Genomic DNA, 19,757 nt, shown 5'->3' on the forward strand with positions numbered 1-19,757 from the left:
ATGAATGCAGGAACCCCTGCAATGAATCAAAATCACTTTTGGAAAAGGAGGGTACCTATGCTGAATCAGCCACTTACGGTATTAAAGGGTGTCGGAGAAAAACGCGCCCAAGACTTGGCGAGTTTAGGAATCGAAACCATCGAAGACCTGCTAAAGTATTACCCGTTTCGTTATGAAGACATTCAAGAACGGCAATTAGCGGAGATTCAAGACCAAGAAAAAGTAACGATCAAGGGGATCGTCGTTTCCCCACCGGTCGTCAATCGCTTTGGTTACAAGAAAAGTCGGTTGCAATTTCGCATGATGCAAGACCACGATGTCTTTAATGTCTCCTTTTTCAATCAGCCTTATTTGAAGGATAAAGTAGAGGTCTCAGAAGAGATCGCCGTCTATGGCAAATGGGACGCCAAACGCAAAGGACTGACGGGAATGAAAATTCTCGGCAGCAAGAGCGCAGAAGACTTTGCCCCAATTTATCATGTCAATAAAGCCGTGCGTCAAAGTGTGTTGATCGAACTGATCAAACAGGCATTCCTTGATTTTGGTGATCAGATCACGGAGATCTTGCCTTTGTCATTGATCGAAAAATATCGGTTGTTGGATCGAAAATCCGCGATGTTTGCAATGCATTTTCCCAAAGATCCCCAAGAGAGCCATCAAGCGAAGCGTCGGGTGATTTTTGAAGAGTTCTTTTTGTTCCAAATGCAGATCCAAGGACTGAAGAAAAGCGAAAAAGCCGAGAAAAACGGCTTGGCGATCGATTATGATGTGCAACGCTTGAAAGAATTTACTCGTAAACTGCCCTTTGAATTGACGAATGCGCAAAAGCGCGTGACCAATGAAATCTGCCATGACCTGAAAAGTCCGCAGCACATGCAGCGGCTCTTGCAAGGAGATGTAGGGAGCGGGAAAACAGTCGTTGCGGCGATCGCCCTCTATGCTACGATGACGGCTGGCTTTCAGGGCGCACTGATGGTGCCGACTGAGATTTTGGCCCAACAGCACCTAGAGAGCTTGAATCAACTCTTTGACCCCTTAGAAGTGACCACCGCTCTTTTAACAGGCTCGACCAAACCAAAAGAACGGCGGGTCATCTTAGAACAATTAGCAGCTGGGGAGATCGACATCATCGTTGGGACCCATGCGCTGATCCAAGAAGGGGTAGACTTTGCACATCTTGGCTTAGTCATCACCGATGAACAACACCGTTTCGGGGTCAATCAGCGAAAAGTCTTAAGGGAAAAAGGCTATCTGCCTGATGTACTCTTTATGACCGCCACGCCGATCCCTCGTACGCTAGCGATCACGGCTTATGGCGAAATGGATGTTTCGGTGATCGATGAGATGCCGGCAGGACGGATTCCTGTAGAGACTCGCTGGGTCCGGCCACCGCAGTTTGAATCGATCTTAGAGTGGGCGCAAAAAGAATTGGCACAAGGGCATCAGATGTATGTCATCTGTCCTTTGATCGAAGAATCCGAAATGCTGGATGTCAAGAATGCCACGGAGATTTATGAGCAGCTGCAAAGTTATTTTTCCCCAACCTATCAAGTAGGGATGTTGCACGGGAAAATGAAGAATCAAGAAAAAGACACTATTATGGAAGCATTCAAAGAAAATCAACTGCAGATCTTGGTTTCCACGACGGTCATCGAAGTAGGGGTCAATGTTCCCAATGCGACAGTGATGCTGATCATCGATGCTGATCGTTTCGGATTAGCCCAGCTCCACCAATTACGTGGACGGGTAGGACGCGGCGCCGATGCTTCTTACTGTATTTTGATCGCGAACCCGAAAAATGAGACGGGGGTCGAACGAATGAAAATCATGACAGAAACCACCAACGGCTTTGTAGTCAGCGAAAAAGACCTGCAGTTGCGGGGGCCAGGAGAAGTCTTCGGCAATCGACAATCGGGCTTGCCAGAGTTTGCGGCTGCCGATTTGGTCGCGGATGCCCATATTCTAGAAGTGGCACAAGTCGAAGCTACCCAGCTTTGGCAAAAAAACAGCTGGCAGCTGTTGCCAGAATTTTCGGCATTGGCGAACTATTTGGCAGCAAAAAAAGCAGACAAACAATTTTTTGATTAAAGAATATGCTATACTGATTGGGAAAATGAAGGGAGTGGCAGCGAGATGCGGATTGCTGTTGATGCAATGGGCGGAGACAACGCCCCAAAAGCGATCGTAGAAGGAGTCATGCTGGCGAAAAAAGACTTTCCAGAGATTGAATTCCTCCTTTACGGAAAAGAAAATGAAATCAAAAAATACATGACGGATGATAAAAATGTCACTATCATCCACACAGATGAAAAAATCAATAGTGATGACGAACCCGTCAAAGCAATCAGACGGAAAAAAACCGCTTCAATGGTCTTAGCGGCACAAGCAGTGAAAAATGGCGAAGCAGATGCGATTTTTTCAGCTGGAAATACCGGTGCCTTGTTAGCGGCTGGTTTGTTTATCGTCGGTCGGATCAAAGGAATCGATCGTCCAGGATTAATGTCCACAATGCCAGTGATCGGCAAAGATGCTGGCTTTGATATGCTGGATCTAGGTGCCAATGCCGACAATAAACCAGAACATTTGGCAAACTATGCCGTCTTAGGATCCTTTTACGCCCAAAAAGTTCGTGGGATCAATCGACCACGGGTCGGCTTGTTAAATAACGGAACGGAAGAAACCAAAGGTAGTGAATTAACGAAAAAAGCCTTTGAACTGCTGTCAGCGGATCCTACGATCCACTTTATCGGCAATGTCGAAGCCCGGGAATTACTGGATGGTGCAGCTGACGTCGTCGTGACAGATGGCTTTACTGGGAACGCTGTTTTGAAATCGATCGAAGGAACCGCCTTGAACTTGATGGCGTTGTTGAAACAATCGATTCTTGATTCAGGTACCAAAGGAAAATTAGGCGCATTGTTACTGAAAGATGCATTGCGGAAAGTGAAAAATGAAATGGATTATGCGAAACATGGCGGGGCCGTATTGTTTGGTTTGAAAGCTCCAGTCATCAAAACCCATGGTGCGACAGGACCAGAAGCGGTAGCGTACACCATCAAGCAGATCCATACGATGCTAGCAACAGATGTCGTGGCACAATTGGTCGCCCACTTTGAAGAAATGCCGGCTGCAAAAGACGAAACGCAATCATAATGCAATCATTGTAATGAAATTGCAAAAAAATCTAGACAAAAAGCATAGAAAGCAGTACAATGTTTGTTAGCCATTCTATGTTTTGTGCAAACGCGTGGAGGTGAAGCCAGTTGACACGAGATGAAGTATTCAAGAAAGTTGCGGTCGTGATCGCCAATCATTTTGAAATTGACGCAGAGAACGTAACGGATACGATGAGCATTAAAGACGACTTGAACGCTGATTCGATCAGTGTGATGGAATTCGTCCTTGAACTAGAAGATGAATTTGGTACCGAGATTTCTGATGAAGATGCCGAGCAGATCGAAACAGTCGGTGGAGCGGTTGATTATATTTCAAGCCATCTTGCTTAAGACAGACATAAGAGCTAAGTCCTAGATGACTTAGCTCTTTCTTTCTCATAATTGATCCGCTGTGATTTGGGCGGCTTTTCTTTAGAATCGAAATCAAAAAAACGATCGTTAAACCTGACATGACGGCGTTGGAAGCGTAATGTAAATTTTCTGAAAATTCAGTGTATTAAGTTTTCTGGGACTTGCATTATTGTTAGCATTTCTATATAATTATTAAGAATATATTATACAATGTTAAGAAAGCTTTTGGAAATGAAATGCACGTTCCTTCTTTTTTACATTAAAACGCAAGACATCTTAGAAAGTAGAGAGGGGTATTCGATTGTCCAGAGATAATCAATTACTAGATGTTCAAAACCTTCACACAGGTTTTCGTATCAAAGACGATTACTATGACGCAGTAGATGGTATTTCTTTTACACTGGATCGTAATGAGATCTTAGCAATCGTAGGAGAATCTGGTTGCGGAAAAAGTACGTTGGCTACAACGATCATGGGGCTACATGACCCAAACAACACGAAAATCACTGGGGAAATCTTATATAAAGATTTAAACTTGTCAAACTTAAATGAAACGTTATACAACAAAATTCGCGGAAATGATATTGGGATGATTTTCCAAGATCCGTTGTCTGCACTGAATCCGTTGATGCGGATCGAAGACCAAATCAAAGAAGGTTTGTCTTATCATACAGATATGAATGCCGAACAGCGCCAAGCACGAGCATTAGAATTATTAGAACAAGTTGGGATTCCAAATCCGCCACGTGTAGGACGTCAATACCCTCATGAATTGTCTGGTGGGATGCGTCAGCGGGTCATCATCGCGATCGCGATTGCTTGTAAACCGCCAATCATCATTGCGGATGAGCCAACGACAGCGTTGGACGTGACGATCCAAGCACAGATCCTTGATCTACTAAAAGATTTGCAAGAAGAAACGCAAACGGGGATCATTTTGATCACCCACGATTTAGGTGTCGTAGCAGAGATGGCCGACCGAGTAGCCGTAATGTATGGGGGACAGTTTGTGGAAGTCGCATCAGCCGAAGAGTTGTTTGCCAATCCGAAACATCCATACACCCGCTCATTGCTTAACTCGATCCCTCAAGAAAATTCTCAAGACAGTGAACTGCATGTGATCGAAGGGGTGGTTCCTTCCTTGAAAAATATGCCTCGGACTGGTTGTCGGTTTGCTGCACGGATTCCTTGGATCCCTGAAAGCGACCACGAAGCAAACCCAGTCTTGCATGAAGTAGCACCTGATCATTTGGTCCGTTGCACATGCTACAAGCATTTTCATTTTAGAGACGAAGAAGGAGAAGTGTAGATGACAGAATTAATTACAATCAAAGATCTGAAAGTCCACTATCCTATTCGCAGCGGATTCTTCAACCGCGTCACGGATCACGTGTACGCCGTTGATGGTGTGGACTTCGTCATTGAAAAAGGAAAAACCTACGGATTGGTTGGTGAGTCTGGTTCTGGTAAATCCACAACTGGGAAAGCTATCGTTGGGTTAGAAAAAATCACTAGCGGCGAAATCATTTATGATGGGCAAGACGTGACTAAACGTTCTGTCCGCAAGAAAATGAACTACAACAAAGATGTCCAAATGATTTTCCAAGATTCAATGTCTAGCTTGAATCCTAAAAAACGTGTGGTGGACATTATCGCAGAACCATTGCGCAACTTTGAACGCTTAAGCGATCAAGAAGAGAAAACACGTGTGAAAAGTTTGTTGGATATCGTTGGGATGCCAGAAGATGCCCTATACAAATATCCTCATGAATTCTCTGGCGGACAACGTCAACGGTTAGGGGTTGCCCGTGCGGTAGCTTCCAATCCAAAACTGATCGTCGCCGATGAGCCGGTTTCAGCTCTTGACTTATCCGTGCAAGCACAGGTACTGAACTTTATGAAACGGATCCAGCAAGAATTCGGCTTAAGTTTCTTATTTATCTCTCATGACTTAGGGGTCGTAAAACATATGTGCGACAATATCGCCATCATGTACAAAGGCCGCTTCGTTGAGATCGGGACTCGGGAAGATATCTACCAAGACCCGCGTCACATCTATACAAAACGTTTATTATCAGCGATTCCTCAAATCGACGTAAAAAATCGCGATGCTCACAAAGAAAACCGCCGCAAGGTCGAGTTGGAATATGTGACCCATCAAAAAGATTACTACGACGAATCTGGCAGAGTGTATGACTTGCGTAAAATCACCGAGTCGCACCAAGTCGCATTGAAAAACGGGGGTGCTGAATAATGTGGAAAACAATTCTACGTCGTTTGTTGTTGATGATCCCACAAGTCATTATTTTGAGTATCTTGATTTTCTTGATCGCACAAGCAATGCCTGGGGATCCATTTACTGGTTTGATCAATCCAAACCAAGATCCAGCTGTTATTGAGCGGATGCGTGAAGCCGCTGGTTTGAATGACCCATGGTATACCCAGTATTTCCGTTGGATCGGAAATGCCTTAAAAGGGGACTTTGGACAAAGCTTCATCTTTAAATTGCCTGTTTCAACATTATTAGCAGGACGTATCAGCAATACATTGTGGTTATCTTTATTGACGGTCATTTTGACTTACGTGATTGCCATTCCTTTAGGGATGTGGGCAGGACGTTACCAAAATTCATTGCTTGATAAAGTCGTCGTTGTTTACAACTTCTTCAGTTTCGCCGTACCGTTGTTTATCTTTGCGTTGATCGCATTGTTCATCTTCGGTTACCGATTGGCTTGGTTCCCAACGGGTGGTTCCGTTGCACCGGGGGTCAGCGGCATGGCTGAGTTTTGGAGTCGCTTGTATCACCTACTATTACCGGCAATCACTTCTGCATTATTAGGAACAGCAGTGACGATCCAATACTTGCGAAGTGAAGTCATTGATTCGAAATCATTGGATTTCGTTCGTACCGCTCGTTCAAAAGGGGTACCAACGAACAAAGTCTTCTCACGTCACGTTTTCCGGAATGCATCGTTGCCGATCGCATCACAAATGGGCTACGAGATCACGTCATTGATCGCAGGTTCTGTGGTCATTGAGAAAATCTTCGCCTACCCAGGTGTCGGAAAACTGTTTATCGATAGTATCGTCCAACGGGACTATGCCGTGATCACTTCACTGACATTGATCTTAGGACTAGCGACCTTGATCGGTACGCTGCTGTCAGATATCATCATGAGTATTGTCGATCCAAGAATCAGAATCCAGTAATAGGAGGGGATAAATGTGTCTGAAAAGAAAGAAAAAGTACTAAAACAAGAGAGCATCCCGCCTATGGGATTGAAAATGATTTTTCGCGAATTCTTAAAAGATAAAATGGCGATTTTTTCATTAGTTTTGTTAGTCGCAGTTTTATTATTCGTGTTTATCGGCTCGGCAGTTATCGATCAATCACAAGTGATGCGTGTCAGCATCCTTGATAAATACGCTGTACCTGGCGCGATTTCGCCAAACGGCGGCACCTACCTTTTAGGGGCGGATGAAGGTGGCCGTGATGTTTGGGGACAATTGATCATCGGTGCGCGTAACTCAATCTTGATTGGTTTTTCAATCACGATCATTACGTCGATCGTTGGGGTCGGATTAGGGATCATCTCAGGTTACTACGGCGGCATCATTGATAACATTTTGATGCGTATCGTTGACTTCGTTATGATTTTGCCGATCATGTTGATCATTATCGTTATCGTATCGATCGTACCTCGTTATAACGTTTGGACCTTTATATGGGTCATGAGTGCCTTTTACTGGGTCGGAAAAGCAAGGCTCTTCCGAAGTAAGACCCTTTCAGAAGGCCGTCGCGACTATGTTAGTGCATCGAAAACCCTCGGAACCAATGACTTTGTCATCATGTTCCGCGAAATCATGCCGAACCTTAGCTCATTGATCATCACCAACTTAACAATGAACTTTGCAGCGAATATCGGTATTGAAACGACACTAACATTCTTAGGTTTTGGTCTGCCGACCAATGTTCCAAGTTTGGGAACACTGATCGGATATGCCAGCAGCGGTGATGTGCTGGTCAACAGACAGTGGATCTGGTTACCCGCATCAATTCTAATTTTAGTCTTGATGTTGAGTATCAATTACGTTGGTCAAGCATTTAAGCGTTCAGCGGATGCGCGTCAACGACTAGGATAAACAAGGAGGATACAGGATGAAGAAAAATATTTTTGGTATGGTCACTCTTTTGTCAGTGTTAGCATTGGCAGCTTGTGGCAGCAACGGCGGCGGAACCGATTCTTCTGGTGGCGGCAATGCAGCGACAGAAACAGAAGATATCAGCTCAATGCCAACAGAAGTCAACAATGACGAGGATGCAATCGAAGGCGGAACATTGGACGTTGCAGTAGTGATGGATACGCAGTTCCAAGGGTTGTTCCAAACAGAATTTTATCAAGATAACTATGATTTCCAATTTATGCAACCAAGTAATGAAAGTTTGTTCTTAACAGACGCCGATTTCCGAATCGTTGATGGTGGTGCGGCTAATCTTGAATTAGACGAAGAGAACAACACAGCAACAATCACATTGCGTGACAACTTGAAATGGTCTGACGGTGAAGATGTAACGGCAGATGACGTGATCTTCTCTTATGAAGTAATCGGTCATAAAGATTATACAGGTATCCGTTACGATAATAACTTTACTAACATTGTTGGTATGGAAGATTACCATGATGGCAAATCTGATACAATTTCTGGTATCACCAAAGAAAGTGACAAAGTCGTTAAAATTCAATACAAAGAAGTTCACCCTGGTATGATGCAAGCCGGTGGCGGTATTTGGTCTTCAGCATTACCAAAACACGCCTTTGAAGGAATTGAAGTCAAAGATATGGAATCAAGCGATCCTGTTCGTAAAAATCCAATCGTCTTTGGTCCTTATGTGATGTCAAACATCGTTGCGGGAGAATCTGTTGAGTATGTACCAAATGAGTACTACTACGGCGGCGCTCCTAAAATGGATAAATTATCATTTAAAGCTGTTCCAACTTCTTCAATCGTAGAAGCTTTGAATGCAAAACAATATGATATTGCATTGTCAATGCCAACAGATACGTACCCAACCTACAAAGATACAGATGGCTACCAAATCTTAGGTCGTCCTGAACAAGCCTATACTTATATCGGCTTTAAATTGGGGACTTGGAATGATGAAGAAGGAAAAGTTAATTACGATCCTGATTCAAAAATGGCGGATAAATCATTGCGTCAAGCAATGGGCTATGCATTAGATAATGATGCTGTCGGAAGTCGTTTCTATAATGGCTTGCGTACAAATGCAACGACATTGATCCCACCAGTATTCGGTACATTGCACAACACCGAAGTAGAAGGCTACACATTAAACATCGACAAAGCAAATCAATTACTTGATGATGCTGGTTATAAAGATGTCGATGGTGATGGCATGCGTGAAGACAAAAATGGTGAGAAATTAACCATCAACTTTGCTTCAATGTCAGGTGGCGAAACAGCACAACCATTAGCAGATTACTACATTCAACAATGGAATGAAATCGGCCTTGATGTACAGTACACAACTGGTCGTTTGATTGACTTCCAAGCATTCTATGACAAGCTGAAAAATGATGATCCTGAAGTTGATGTTTACCAAGGTGCATGGGGAACTGGATCAGATCCTTCTCCAACTGGCCTTTATGGACCAAACTCAGCATTCAACTACACTCGTTTTGAATCTGAAGAAAACACGAAGCTATTAGAAGCAATCGATTCAAAAGATTCATTTGACGAAACAAAACGTAAAGAAGCATTTGATGCATGGCAAGAATATGCTGCAGATGAAGCATTCGTAATCCCAACACTTTATCGTAATGAAGTTTTACCAATTTCAAATCGCGTGAAAGACTTTACATGGGCATATGATGCAGACCATAACACATGGGCAACAGTTTCAGTTACAGCTGAATCTCGTTAATCAATGATTGTTGAAAAGGCGTCCTTTCTGGGACGTCTTTTTTCTTGTTTTTTTGCAGGTATCTGAGGAAAACAGGCTTTTTTATACAGGAGAAGAATAAGTAGATAAAATTTTATTACGGTCTTTCCAAGAATTTGGAGGAAACATTTCATAATTCGGCAAAAACCAGTATAATAGGGAAGTGTCGATAAACTAATGAAGGAATGTGACAAATGAATACACAATTAACGAAAGAACTAAAAGAAAAGTTTGATATTGTGTTCCATGATGTAGATCTGCTTGAACAAGCGTTTACGCATTCATCTTATGTGAATGAGCACCGCAACTTGCACTTGTCAGATAACGAACGTTTAGAGTTTTTGGGCGATGCTGTCTTAGAGTTGATCGTTTCACGGTATTTGTATCGTGAATTGCCAGATCTGCCCGAAGGTAAGCTGACGAAGCTACGGGCGGCAATCGTTCGCGAAGACAGTTTATCCATGTTTGCCAAAGATTGCCGATTCGATGAATACATTCGTCTAGGCAAAGGGGAAGAAAACTCTGGCGGTCGTAAACGACCTTCTTTGCTTTGTGATCTATTTGAAGCCTTTTTAGGTGCGTTATACTTGGACCAAGGACTGGAAAGTGTCAGCGGCTTTTTGACGAAAGTTGTTTTTCCAAAAGTAAAAGCAGGTGCTTTTTCCCATGAGATGGATCACAAGACCCGCTTGCAAGAAGTCTTGCAACGTGGCGGCGATGTTTCCATCAACTATCGTTTGATCAAAGAAGCAGGCCCCGCCCATGAACGGATTTTTTGGACGGAAGTCTATTGCGATGATACCTTGATCGGAAAAGGACAAGGAAAATCGAAGAAATTATCAGAACAGGACGCCGCGGCGAATGCCTTGGCGGATCTTGAACAGTAAGAGAGGACTGGCGGAGTGTATTTAAAACGAATAGAGATTGCCGGCTTTAAATCCTTTGCCGACCGCACAGTCATTGATTTCGAACATCGTGTGACTGCAGTCGTCGGACCAAATGGCAGCGGCAAGAGCAATATTACCGAAGCGATTCGTTGGGTTTTAGGAGAACAATCTGCCAAAAATCTACGTGGTGGCAAAATGCCTGATGTTATTTTTGCAGGTTCTGACACCCGCAGAGCGCTAAATATAGCGGAAGTGACGATCGTTTTAGACAATAGCGATCATTACTTGCCGATGGATTACAGTGAGATCAGCGTGACTCGCCGCTTGAGAAGAACCGGCGAAAGCGACTTTTTCTTAAATAAACAAGCTTGCCGCTTAAAGGACATCCAAGAGTTATTTATGGACTCTGGGCTGGGGAAAGAATCATTTTCGATCATTTCCCAAGGCAAGGTAGAAGCAATTTTCAGCAGCAAACCAGAAGACCGTCGTGGGATTTTTGAAGAAGCGGCGGGGGTATTGAAGTACAAACAGCGGAAAAAGAAAGCCGAGCAAAAGTTGTTTGAAACGGAAGACAATTTAAGCCGTCTACAAGATATCATTTATGAACTAGAAGATCAGTTGGTGCCTTTGGCAGCCCAAAGTGACGCAGCCAACCGTTTTTTAGCGTTAAAAGAAAAATTGACGACGGTTGATGTGGCCTATGCGGTCTTAGAGATCACGAAAGCAAAAGAAGCGTGGGAGACAGCCAAAGCTCAACTGAGTACCTTTAACCAAGAACTGGCGCAGATTTCCGAAAAGATCAACCAAGGGGAACTGTCGTTACATTCTTTGCGGCAACAACGTACTGCTTTTGATGAAACGTTGGAGCGTTTGAATCAGCAGCTTTTAGAGGTCACCGAAGGACTGAAGCAAGCCGAAGGGCAAAAAGAAGTCTTGGATGAACGTTCAAAGCATACGCAAAAAAGCTCCGCGGAATACCAAGAAACCCTAGAGGAAGTTACGGAACGGGTCACGCTTTTAAATGAAGAAAAAGCGGAACTGATCGGCTTGCTTTCACAAAAGAATCGGAGTGTGCAGGAAGTTGAAGCAGCGATGCTGGCGTGTCAGCAAGAGCAGGAAAAGTACCAACGTTCAGCAAAAGAAATCATTGAAGAATTGCGTAGCCAATATGTCGAAGCCATGCAAGAGCAGGCAACGATCGGAAACGAATTGAAATACTTGGAGCGTCAATACCAGCAAGAAGCCGCGAAAAATCAAACGGCGTTGAGCAAGCAGACGCAAATGAATACGTCGTTGAAAGAAAAGACGACGGAAGCACAAATCGTGGAAGAACAGCTAACGCAGGCTAAGGCGATTTTAGAAGAACAACGCAAGCAATATATCCATCTTCAAGAAAAAGCTCAAACCAACAAAAAACGCTTTGATGAAGAACAAAAGAAAATGTATCAGTTAATGAGTCAAGTGCAGCAAGTACGTGCGAAACAGCGCAGTCTGCAAGATATTCAAGAAAATTATAGCGGTTTTTATCAAGGCGTTCGCTTGATTTTGAAAAACAAACAACAGATCAGCGGCATCGTTGGCGCAGTAGCGGAGTTGATCGATGTGCCACAAGACTATACCGTGGCGATCGAGACCGCACTAGGCGCCGCTGCACAGCATGTCGTCGTTGAAAATGAACGAGATGCACGGGCAGCCATCACGTATTTGAAAGAAAATCGCGGCGGTCGTGCCACTTTCTTACCGTTGACGACCATCAAAGCCCGTCATTTGCCAGATTATGCCCGCAATCAAGCTAAGCAAGTGTCTGGCTTTATCGGTGTTGCCAGCGAATTGGTCCAGTCGCCTGAACACATCCAAACCATTACGGATAACTTGTTAGGCAGTATCTTGATTGCCGAAGACTTGCAAAGTGCCAATGCGTTAGCACGGGCATTGAACTATAGCTATCGGGTCGTTTCTTTAGAAGGGGATGTCATGAATGCTGGCGGTTCCATGACGGGTGGCGCAACGAAGAAAAATGCCGGTAGTTTGTTTAGCCAAAGCAATGAGCTGCAACAATTGACGGCACAAGCGGCGCAACTAGATGAGCGGCTTTTAAAAACGGAAAAGCAAGTCCAGCATTTTGAAGCAGCGACCAAAGAAGCACAAGCAGCACTAGAAGAATTGCGGACGCAAGGGGAACAGGCTCGTATGACGGAGCATGAGCTGCAAAGCCGCTTACAAAATCTTGAGAATGACCTGAGCCGCTTGAAGCAAGAGCAGCAAGTGTTTGATTTTGAACATCGCGAAGTGCAAGCCTTCTTTGAAGAATATGATGAGAAGAAGACGAGTTTGGAAGAACAGCAAAAGAATATTGCGGCGCAATTGGCGAAAATCGATCAAGATATTCATCAAATGAATGCCGAAGAAGACTTGATCGAGGAAAAACGCCAAACCTTAGCACAAGAAAGTGCGCGCTTGCAGGCAGCTTTCGCCGTTCAAAAAGAACAAGTGGCGCATTTGCAGCAAAAAATTGCCGCTACGAATCAAGCATTGGAAGAAAACGAAGCGCGTCAGCACTCCTTAGAACGGCAGTTAGCTGCCTTGACAAGTAACGTCAGCGATCATGAGTTCTCAGAAGAAAACATTCTTCAGCGAATTGAAGCATTCACAAAAACCAAGCAGCAGGTAACAGCGGAATTGACGGTGATTCGTGAACAACGGCAAGTGGTTCAACAAGAAATCGGCGCATTAGACGAAGCCCTGAGTGCTGAAAACTTAACGCAAAAAGAAAAGCTGTCAGAAAAAACTGAAGTTGAGATCGAAAAAAATCGCGCAGAATTGGTGATGGACAATCGCTTGTTGTATTTACAAGAAGAATACAATCTTACCTTTGAAAAGGCAGCGCAAGATTTTTCTGAAATCGAGGATGCAGATCAAGCCAAAGTCGACATTCAGGAACTAAAACAAGCGATCGAACAAATTGGTCCAGTCAATTTAAATGCGATCGAACAATATGAGCAAGTCAATCAACGGCATTTGTTCTTGACGAGTCAGCGAGACGATCTGCTGTCGGCTAAAGCACAGCTGTTTGATACGATGTCTGAAATGGATGAAGAAGTCAAAACCCGTTTCGGCGAAGTCTTCGATGCGATTCGTCTGCAATTCAAACAAGTATTTCCTAATATGTTTGGCGGCGGTCATGCGGAATTAGTCTTAACAGATCCGAAAGATTTATTGAACACTGGGATTGAGATCGAAGCCCAACCACCGGGCAAGAAATTGCAAAACCTCAGCTTGCTATCAGGGGGCGAACGGGCACTGACTGCGATTGCGTTATTGTTTTCCATTATTCAAGTTCGTCCAGTACCGTTTTGTGTGCTTGACGAAGTGGAAGCAGCATTGGATGAAGCCAATGTCTCTCGTTTCGGTCATTACTTGAGTGCTTTCCAAAATGATACACAGTTTATCGTCGTAACTCACCGTAAAGGAACGATGGAGGCAGCAGATGTGTTGTATGGTGTGACCATGCAAGAATCTGGAGTGTCGAAGACCGTGTCCGTGCGCTTAGAAGAAGTGCGTGAAGGCGGTAGTTTTGCAGCAGATCAAGCATAGAGGAGGAATGGTATGATTAAACTGATTGCGATCGATTTAGACGGAACGTTATTGAATGACAAAAAAGAAGTGACTCCTCGCAACAAAGAGGTACTTGCTCGTGCCAAAGCACAAGGCGTAAAAATCGTCATTTGTACGGGACGTCCATTACGGGCGATCCGTCCCTATTTAGAAGAATTATCGCTGAAAGAACCCGGCGACTATAGCATCACCTTTAACGGCGGTTTGGTTCAAAAAAATGAGACTGGCGAGATCATTGAAAAAGCAGCGATGCAGCTGGCAGATATCCATGAATTGGTTTCAGTGGCGGAAGACTTAAATTTGCCTCTAGACGTGGTATCAGAAGAGATCGTCTTGAGTTTGCCGACTTCAGCAGCGCATCCATCGATTTATGGCTCCTTGAATCCTTTATTGGATTGTCGTCCTTTTGCCGTAGCTGATCTGGATGAATCGATGCTCTATAATAAAGCGGTGATCGCCTACCATCAGGAAGTTTTGGATCCTAAGATCCCTGAGATTTCCTCAGAGATCCGCGAGAAATATGAAATCATCAAAAGCCGGAATAACCTGTTGGAATTTATGCCTAAAGGAATCACCAAAGCCTATGGTATCAGCCTATTGGCGCAAGATTTAGGGATCAAGCAAGAAGAAGTGATGGCGATCGGTGATGAAGAAAATGACTTGCCGATGATTCGCTATGCAGGGATTGGCGTAGCGATGGCCAATGCCGTGCCAATCATTAAAGAAGCGGCTGACGTTGTCACCCTTTCAAACCAAGAAGACGGTGTGGCAGCAGTGATTGAAGAATATGTCTTAAAAGGAGGTGCGTAAGATGGGATTTTTTGACAAAATCAAAAAAGCGCTGATTGGAGAAACCAAAGAAGCAGAGCAAGAAATCGACAAACCGATAGTCGATGCTGACTCACCAGAGGCACAGCGTTCAGAAGAAAGCCAGCCAGCACAAACTCCTGCTGAACAAGGCGCTTCAGAACCAGTGGCACCTGCAGAAGCCGCCGACTCCAGTGATTTGGAGGCAGAGCAAGAAACTGCGGAAGTGTCCCCACAGCAAGAAGCAACGACAGCGAATAAAGGAGAAGAGGCACCAAGTATTCCAGAAGAAGTGGCTAAGGATACACCATCAGAGGAAGTACCAGCTTCTGAACCAATCCTTCAAGCAGCGCCAGAGACGGAAAGTGTGCAGGACAAATACACCAAAGGATTGACGAAATCACGGAAAACCTTTGGGCAACGGATGAACGAATTGTTTGCCAACTTCCGTACGGTGGACGAAGACTTCTTCGAAGAAGTGGAAGAAACGCTGATCGGCGCAGACGTCGGCTTTGATGCGGCGATGAAGATCGCGGATTCATTGAGACAAGAAGTCAAATTGCGTAATGTGAAGAAAACGGCAGATGTCCAAAATGTCATCATCGAAAAACTGGTTGACCTATATGGGGAAGCGGGTGTCGGTGAAGTCAACGAGTTGAACATGCAACCGGGGTTGACTGTCATTTTATTTGTTGGCGTGAACGGTGTTGGAAAAACCACCAGCATCGGGAAATTAGCCCATCAATTCAAAGCCGAAGGCAAGAAAGTCTTATTGGCTGCAGCGGATACTTTCCGTGCCGGTGCCATCGATCAATTAGTGGTCTGGGGTGAACGGGCTGGGGTTGAAGTCGTTCGTGGCAATGCAGGAGGCGATCCAGCAGCGGTTGTGTTTGATGCGATGGAGCGCGCAAAACGAGAAAATGCTGACGTTTTATTAGTAGATACAGCTGGCCGTTTGCAAAACAAAGTCAATTTGATGAACGAATTAGAAAAAATCAAACGGATCATTCAGCGAGTGGACCCAACGGCCCCTCATGAAGTCTTGCTCGTGTTGGATGCAACAACGGGGCAAAATGCCATGAATCAAGCAAAACAGTTTAAAGAGACGACGGATGTTTCTGGCCTCGTCTTAACCAAACTTGATGGTACAGCTAAAGGAGGGATCGTCTTGGCGATCCGTAACGAGCTGCGGCTGCCAGTCAAATTAGTGGGACTTGGAGAAGGCATCAACGATTTAGAACCATTTGATCCAAATGAATTTGTCGTCGGCTTATTCAAAGGCTTGATCAAAGAATAAAAAAAGAAGAGCCCTGTGTCAGGTCAAATACCTGCACATGGCTCTCCTTTATTGTTGCTTTTGTGAGATCAAAGGGAAGAGAAAACGGGTCGTCGTCTCTTTCCATGAGCTTGACTTGTGACGGAAAGCTGAGAACACTTGGCGTGGCAAATGTGGGTACAGCGATGCACGACTTTGCCAAAAATCAGGAAAAGCAGTTTGAACGATTCGTTTTCTTCTGCACTGTCTAAAAACTTTGGGAAGTATCAGGCAGAATACAACGAGTTGAACGAGGGGGAAAGATTATTTCTTAAGTTCCCCTTGGCGCTCAGTGATCATTTTTTCCAAGTTGTTCAACGTATCGATATCTTTATTGGTTTCGATAAAGTTCGTAATCAAATTCAATAAAGATTGATCAGACAATTCTGCTGCTAAGAAGTCTTCTTGGGTCACATTCGGAGAATATAACCGAGTCAAAACAGTACCGCTGTAGCCGATATCTGCTACTTTCAATAAGTCGTGGTTTTTTAGTTTACGTACGACTGCTTGAATGGTATTCTTGCTTAGATCTTGCTGTTGGACAGCAATGTCATTTGCAGAAAGAGGTTTGTCTGAATTCCAGAAGATATTCATGATTTGACGTTCGCGTTTGGTAAGATTAAGTGGCTTCATTCACTATTCTTCCTTTCAAAAAGAGTAATATGGACATAATAATTTACTGTTCTATAAGCAGTATACTTTATTTTGAAGGTAAATATCAAATTTATTCAAGTATTTTATAAATTCTTGGTAATTTTAGTAAGAGATATTACAAGTGAAGAGCAAATTTCTGCATTTTTCACCATTTTTCACTATAATAGATGGAAAGAAACAGAATATAAGAAAAAAATAGTAGAAGAACATAGAGGGCAGTCGAATGAAAATAAAAACATTGTTATCACATAAAGAGCTTTTTCCCTATTTATTGAAAGGACGCTATGGGATTGAGCGTGAAGCGCAACGGGTGCGGCTCGATGGGACGTTCGCGGGAACCGATCATCCTAAAGCGCTGGGCAATCGGCGCTTCCATCCGTATATCCAAACAGATTTTGCGGAAAATCAACTGGAACTGATCACGCCGGTCGCGGATTCAGTGGATGAATTGTTCCGTTTTTTAGGGGCTATTCATGATGTGGCGTATCGTTCGATGTCAGCAGAAGAAATGCTCTGGCCATTGAGTATGCCACCGGCTTTACCAGAAAAAGAAGAAGACATCGTCATTGCTAAATTAGACCAATTTGAAGATGTGCTCTACCGCCGCTATTTAGCCAAAACTTATGGTCGCCGCAAGCAAATGGTCAGTGGGATTCATTTCAATTTCGAATTTGCGGAAGACTTTTTACAGCAGCTGTATGCTTTGTCTGAAACGAATGAAAGCTATCAAGCCTTTAAAACGGCGCTTTATTTGAAAGTAACTCGCAATTATTTGCATTATCGCTGGTTTTTGACGTATTTCTTTGGGGCGACCCCTGCTTCAGAAGCCAATTATTTTACGATAGAAAACGGACCGCAAGAACCAGTCCGCAGTATTCGCAATAGCCGTTATGGCTACACGAATCACGAAGACGTCAAGGTATCTTATGCTTCGTTAGAGACCTATCTTGCAGATATTGCCAACTTAGTGGAGACAGGAAAGCTTTCAGAAGAAAAAGAATTTTATGCGCCAGTGCGTTTACGTGGGGGAAAACGGGTCGCAGATCTAGCCTCAGCTGGTATCCGTTATATTGAGTTAAGAAATATCGATATCGATCCCTTTGCCCGCTATGGCATTTCCAAAGAGCAAGTCGCGTTCTTGCATTTCTTCTTATTGTTTTTAAGTACAAAAGAAGAAGGCAGCGATGCGGATGCGTGGATCGAAGAGGGCAATCAGAAAAATGATCAGGTCGCATTAGAACACCCACTTGCACCATTGACTTATCAGCAAGAAGCGCAAGCACTGATTGCTGAAATGATGGACTTTGCCCAAGCCCTTGAGCTGCCGCATCCGCCATTTTTGGATCAGCTTTCTGAGATGCTGGCTGAACCAGAAAGAACCTTCGCTGGACGTCTTTTCTCAGCGAGTCAAGCAACCAGCCAAGCGCAGACAGCAACATTGCTGGGACAATCGTATCATCAAGCTGCTTGGGAAAAACCGTATCAATTGGCTGGTTTTCGAGCAATGGAATTGTCGACCCAGATTCTCTTGTTCGATGCGATCCAAAAAGGTATCGAAGTGACGGTACTGGATGAAACGGATCAGTTCTTGAAATTAGCCGTGAAAGACCACATCGAATATATTAAAAATGCCAATATGACCAGTAAGGATCAGTACATCGTCCCATTGATCATGGCGAATAAAACGGTCACCAAAAAAATCTTAGCCGAAAATGGCTTTCATGTACCAGGTGGCGCTGAATTCGCTTCGGCAGAAGAAGCAATCGCGTTTTATCCGCAAATCGCCCACAGCGGGTTTGTGGTAAAACCGAAAACCACCAACTATGGGATCGGTATCTCGATTTTCAAAGAAGGCGCCTCTTTAGAGGATTATCAAGCGGCGGTCGCCATTGCCTTTGCGGAAGATGATTCGATCCTCGTTGAGACCTTTTTATCAGGGACGGAATATCGGTTCTTCGTGATCGATGGGCGAGTCGATGCGATTTTATTACGTATCCCAGCCAATGTCGTGGGTGACGGCAAGCGTACGATCACGGAACTCGTCGCAGAGAAAAATCTCGATCCATTGCGCGGCACCCATCATCGGACTCCGTTAGAGTTGATTCAATTAGGGGAACTGGAACAACTGATGTTAAAAGAGCAAGGGTATCAAGTGGATTCAGTACCCGAAGAGGGGCAGATCGTTTATCTGCGAGAAAACTCGAATATCAGTACTGGCGGTGATTCTATCGATGTAACGGATGACTTCAACGATGACTACAAACAAGTAGCAGTCGATGCGGTCGCCGCATTACAAGCGTCTATCAGTGGAATCGATCTGATTATTCCAGATAAAACCAAGCCAGCCAATGAACCGGGGGCTTATGGAATCATTGAAGCCAATTTCAACCCAGCGATGCATATGCACGTTTATCCATACAGCGGGAAAGGCCGACGCTTAACTATGTCTGTTTTACGCCTGTTGTTCCCTGAAGTCTTCGAAAGCTGATGGAAGCTTAGAGAGCAAAGAACTGCACACTCTGGAAGGTGATTCCCTTCGAAAGTGTGCAGTCTTTTTTATTAGGATTCAAAAGCAGCGATCTCAATCGTTTGTTTTGTTTCTTCCACCTTGAGACCCGTTCGGGCTTCCCACCATTGTTTCATTTCTTTTTCATACGTGGTAGGAAAACGTTGGATCAAGGTCAATAACGGTACACCTTGAATCGAGGCATAGGGAAAGTTTAAAACGAGATTGTACTTCAGTTCCGACAGGAGGCTATAATATTGAAACATCATAAAGTTCATTTCATTCTGATCCTCCAGTAGGAGTACTTTCGGAGCGCGATCCAGCATAAAACCCAAGCTGCGCATCATGAACAATACGCCATCCAGATGGCTCGATTCGATCGTAGGGGCCGTTTTCAACAAATCGATATGCAAATCCAAAGCATCAAGCAGTTCTTTCTTTAATGAAAGGTAGGGCGGTGTTGATTGTTCCATGATAGTTCCTC

The 19,757-nt window shown here is 44.2% G+C and carries 15 protein-coding genes; 13 read left to right on the forward strand and 2 right to left on the reverse strand.

Annotated features, from left to right (window positions below; translation table 11 throughout):
* The first annotated feature begins 21 nt into the window (after nucleotides 1-21).
* From recG to ftsY, 12 genes are all read left to right on the forward strand, one after another.
* Nucleotides 22-2,088, forward strand: coding sequence for an ATP-dependent DNA helicase RecG (recG, locus tag IGJ26_RS01470; protein ID WP_254904959.1), 2,067 nt, complete (start codon nucleotides 22-24; stop codon nucleotides 2,086-2,088).
* 45 nt (nucleotides 2,089-2,133) lie between these two features.
* On the forward strand, nucleotides 2,134-3,153 hold the full coding sequence (gene plsX, locus IGJ26_RS01475) for a phosphate acyltransferase PlsX (RefSeq protein ID WP_005232496.1): 1,020 nt from the start codon (nucleotides 2,134-2,136) through the stop codon (nucleotides 3,151-3,153).
* Nucleotides 3,154-3,263: 110 nt separating this feature from the next.
* Entirely contained in the window at nucleotides 3,264-3,506 is a 243-nt protein-coding gene (gene acpP / locus IGJ26_RS01480) for an acyl carrier protein (RefSeq protein WP_005227129.1), read from the forward strand.
* Nucleotides 3,507-3,828: 322 nt separating this feature from the next.
* Nucleotides 3,829-4,836, forward strand: coding sequence for an ABC transporter ATP-binding protein (locus IGJ26_RS01485; RefSeq protein ID WP_005232494.1), 1,008 nt, complete (start codon nucleotides 3,829-3,831; stop codon nucleotides 4,834-4,836).
* Nucleotides 4,837-5,781 (forward strand): ABC transporter ATP-binding protein, encoded by a 945-nt coding sequence (locus IGJ26_RS01490; RefSeq protein WP_005232492.1) that lies wholly within the window; start codon nucleotides 4,837-4,839, stop codon nucleotides 5,779-5,781.
* Nucleotides 5,781-6,737, forward strand: a complete 957-nt coding sequence (gene opp4B, locus IGJ26_RS01495; protein WP_005227132.1) for an oligopeptide ABC transporter permease — start codon at nucleotides 5,781-5,783, stop codon at nucleotides 6,735-6,737. Before IGJ26_RS01490 ends, opp4B begins: the two co-directional genes overlap by 1 nt.
* A gap of 63 nt (nucleotides 6,738-6,800) precedes the next feature.
* Complete coding sequence (locus tag IGJ26_RS01500) at nucleotides 6,801-7,670, forward strand: ABC transporter permease (RefSeq protein ID WP_153883525.1); 870 nt, start codon at nucleotides 6,801-6,803, stop codon at nucleotides 7,668-7,670.
* Between the two features lie 16 nt (nucleotides 7,671-7,686).
* Entirely contained in the window at nucleotides 7,687-9,471 is a 1,785-nt protein-coding gene (locus IGJ26_RS01505) for an oligopeptide ABC transporter substrate-binding protein (protein WP_016619606.1), read from the forward strand.
* Nucleotides 9,472-9,683: 212 nt separating this feature from the next.
* Nucleotides 9,684-10,376: a ribonuclease III gene (gene rnc, locus IGJ26_RS01510; protein ID WP_005227136.1), complete on the forward strand. Its 693-nt coding sequence runs from the start codon at nucleotides 9,684-9,686 to the stop codon at nucleotides 10,374-10,376.
* Nucleotides 10,377-10,391: 15 nt separating this feature from the next.
* On the forward strand, nucleotides 10,392-13,970 hold the full coding sequence (gene smc / locus IGJ26_RS01515; RefSeq protein ID WP_061053637.1) for a chromosome segregation protein SMC: 3,579 nt from the start codon (nucleotides 10,392-10,394) through the stop codon (nucleotides 13,968-13,970).
* Nucleotides 13,971-13,982: 12 nt separating this feature from the next.
* The gene (locus IGJ26_RS01520) at nucleotides 13,983-14,801 is read left to right on the forward strand and encodes a Cof-type HAD-IIB family hydrolase (RefSeq protein WP_016619609.1); all 819 of its coding nucleotides are present in this window, start codon (nucleotides 13,983-13,985) and stop codon (nucleotides 14,799-14,801) included.
* Between the two features lies 1 nt (nucleotide 14,802).
* Entirely contained in the window at nucleotides 14,803-16,095 is a 1,293-nt protein-coding gene (gene ftsY / locus IGJ26_RS01525) for a signal recognition particle-docking protein FtsY (protein WP_086372538.1), read from the forward strand.
* Between the two features lie 282 nt (nucleotides 16,096-16,377).
* On the opposite strand, the gene IGJ26_RS01530 is transcribed toward ftsY, so the two are convergent.
* Entirely contained in the window at nucleotides 16,378-16,746 is a 369-nt protein-coding gene (locus IGJ26_RS01530; RefSeq protein WP_005227140.1) for a BlaI/MecI/CopY family transcriptional regulator, read from the reverse strand.
* 244 nt (nucleotides 16,747-16,990) lie between these two features.
* Between IGJ26_RS01530 and gshAB the strand changes: the two genes are divergently transcribed.
* Nucleotides 16,991-19,255 (forward strand): bifunctional glutamate--cysteine ligase GshA/glutathione synthetase GshB, encoded by a 2,265-nt coding sequence (gene gshAB, locus IGJ26_RS01535; protein ID WP_086332912.1) that lies wholly within the window; start codon nucleotides 16,991-16,993, stop codon nucleotides 19,253-19,255.
* A 71-nt stretch (nucleotides 19,256-19,326) separates the two neighbouring features.
* Here the strand turns inward: gshAB and IGJ26_RS01540 are convergent, their stop codons facing one another.
* Nucleotides 19,327-19,746, reverse strand: coding sequence for a hypothetical protein (locus IGJ26_RS01540; protein WP_005232469.1), 420 nt, complete (start codon nucleotides 19,744-19,746; stop codon nucleotides 19,327-19,329).
* Nucleotides 19,747-19,757: the final 11 nt, after the last annotated feature.

Source organism: Enterococcus sp. AZ095a, from assembly GCF_050546735.1.
Taxonomy (GTDB): Bacteria; Bacillota; Bacilli; order Lactobacillales; family Enterococcaceae; genus Enterococcus_D; species Enterococcus_D entomosocium.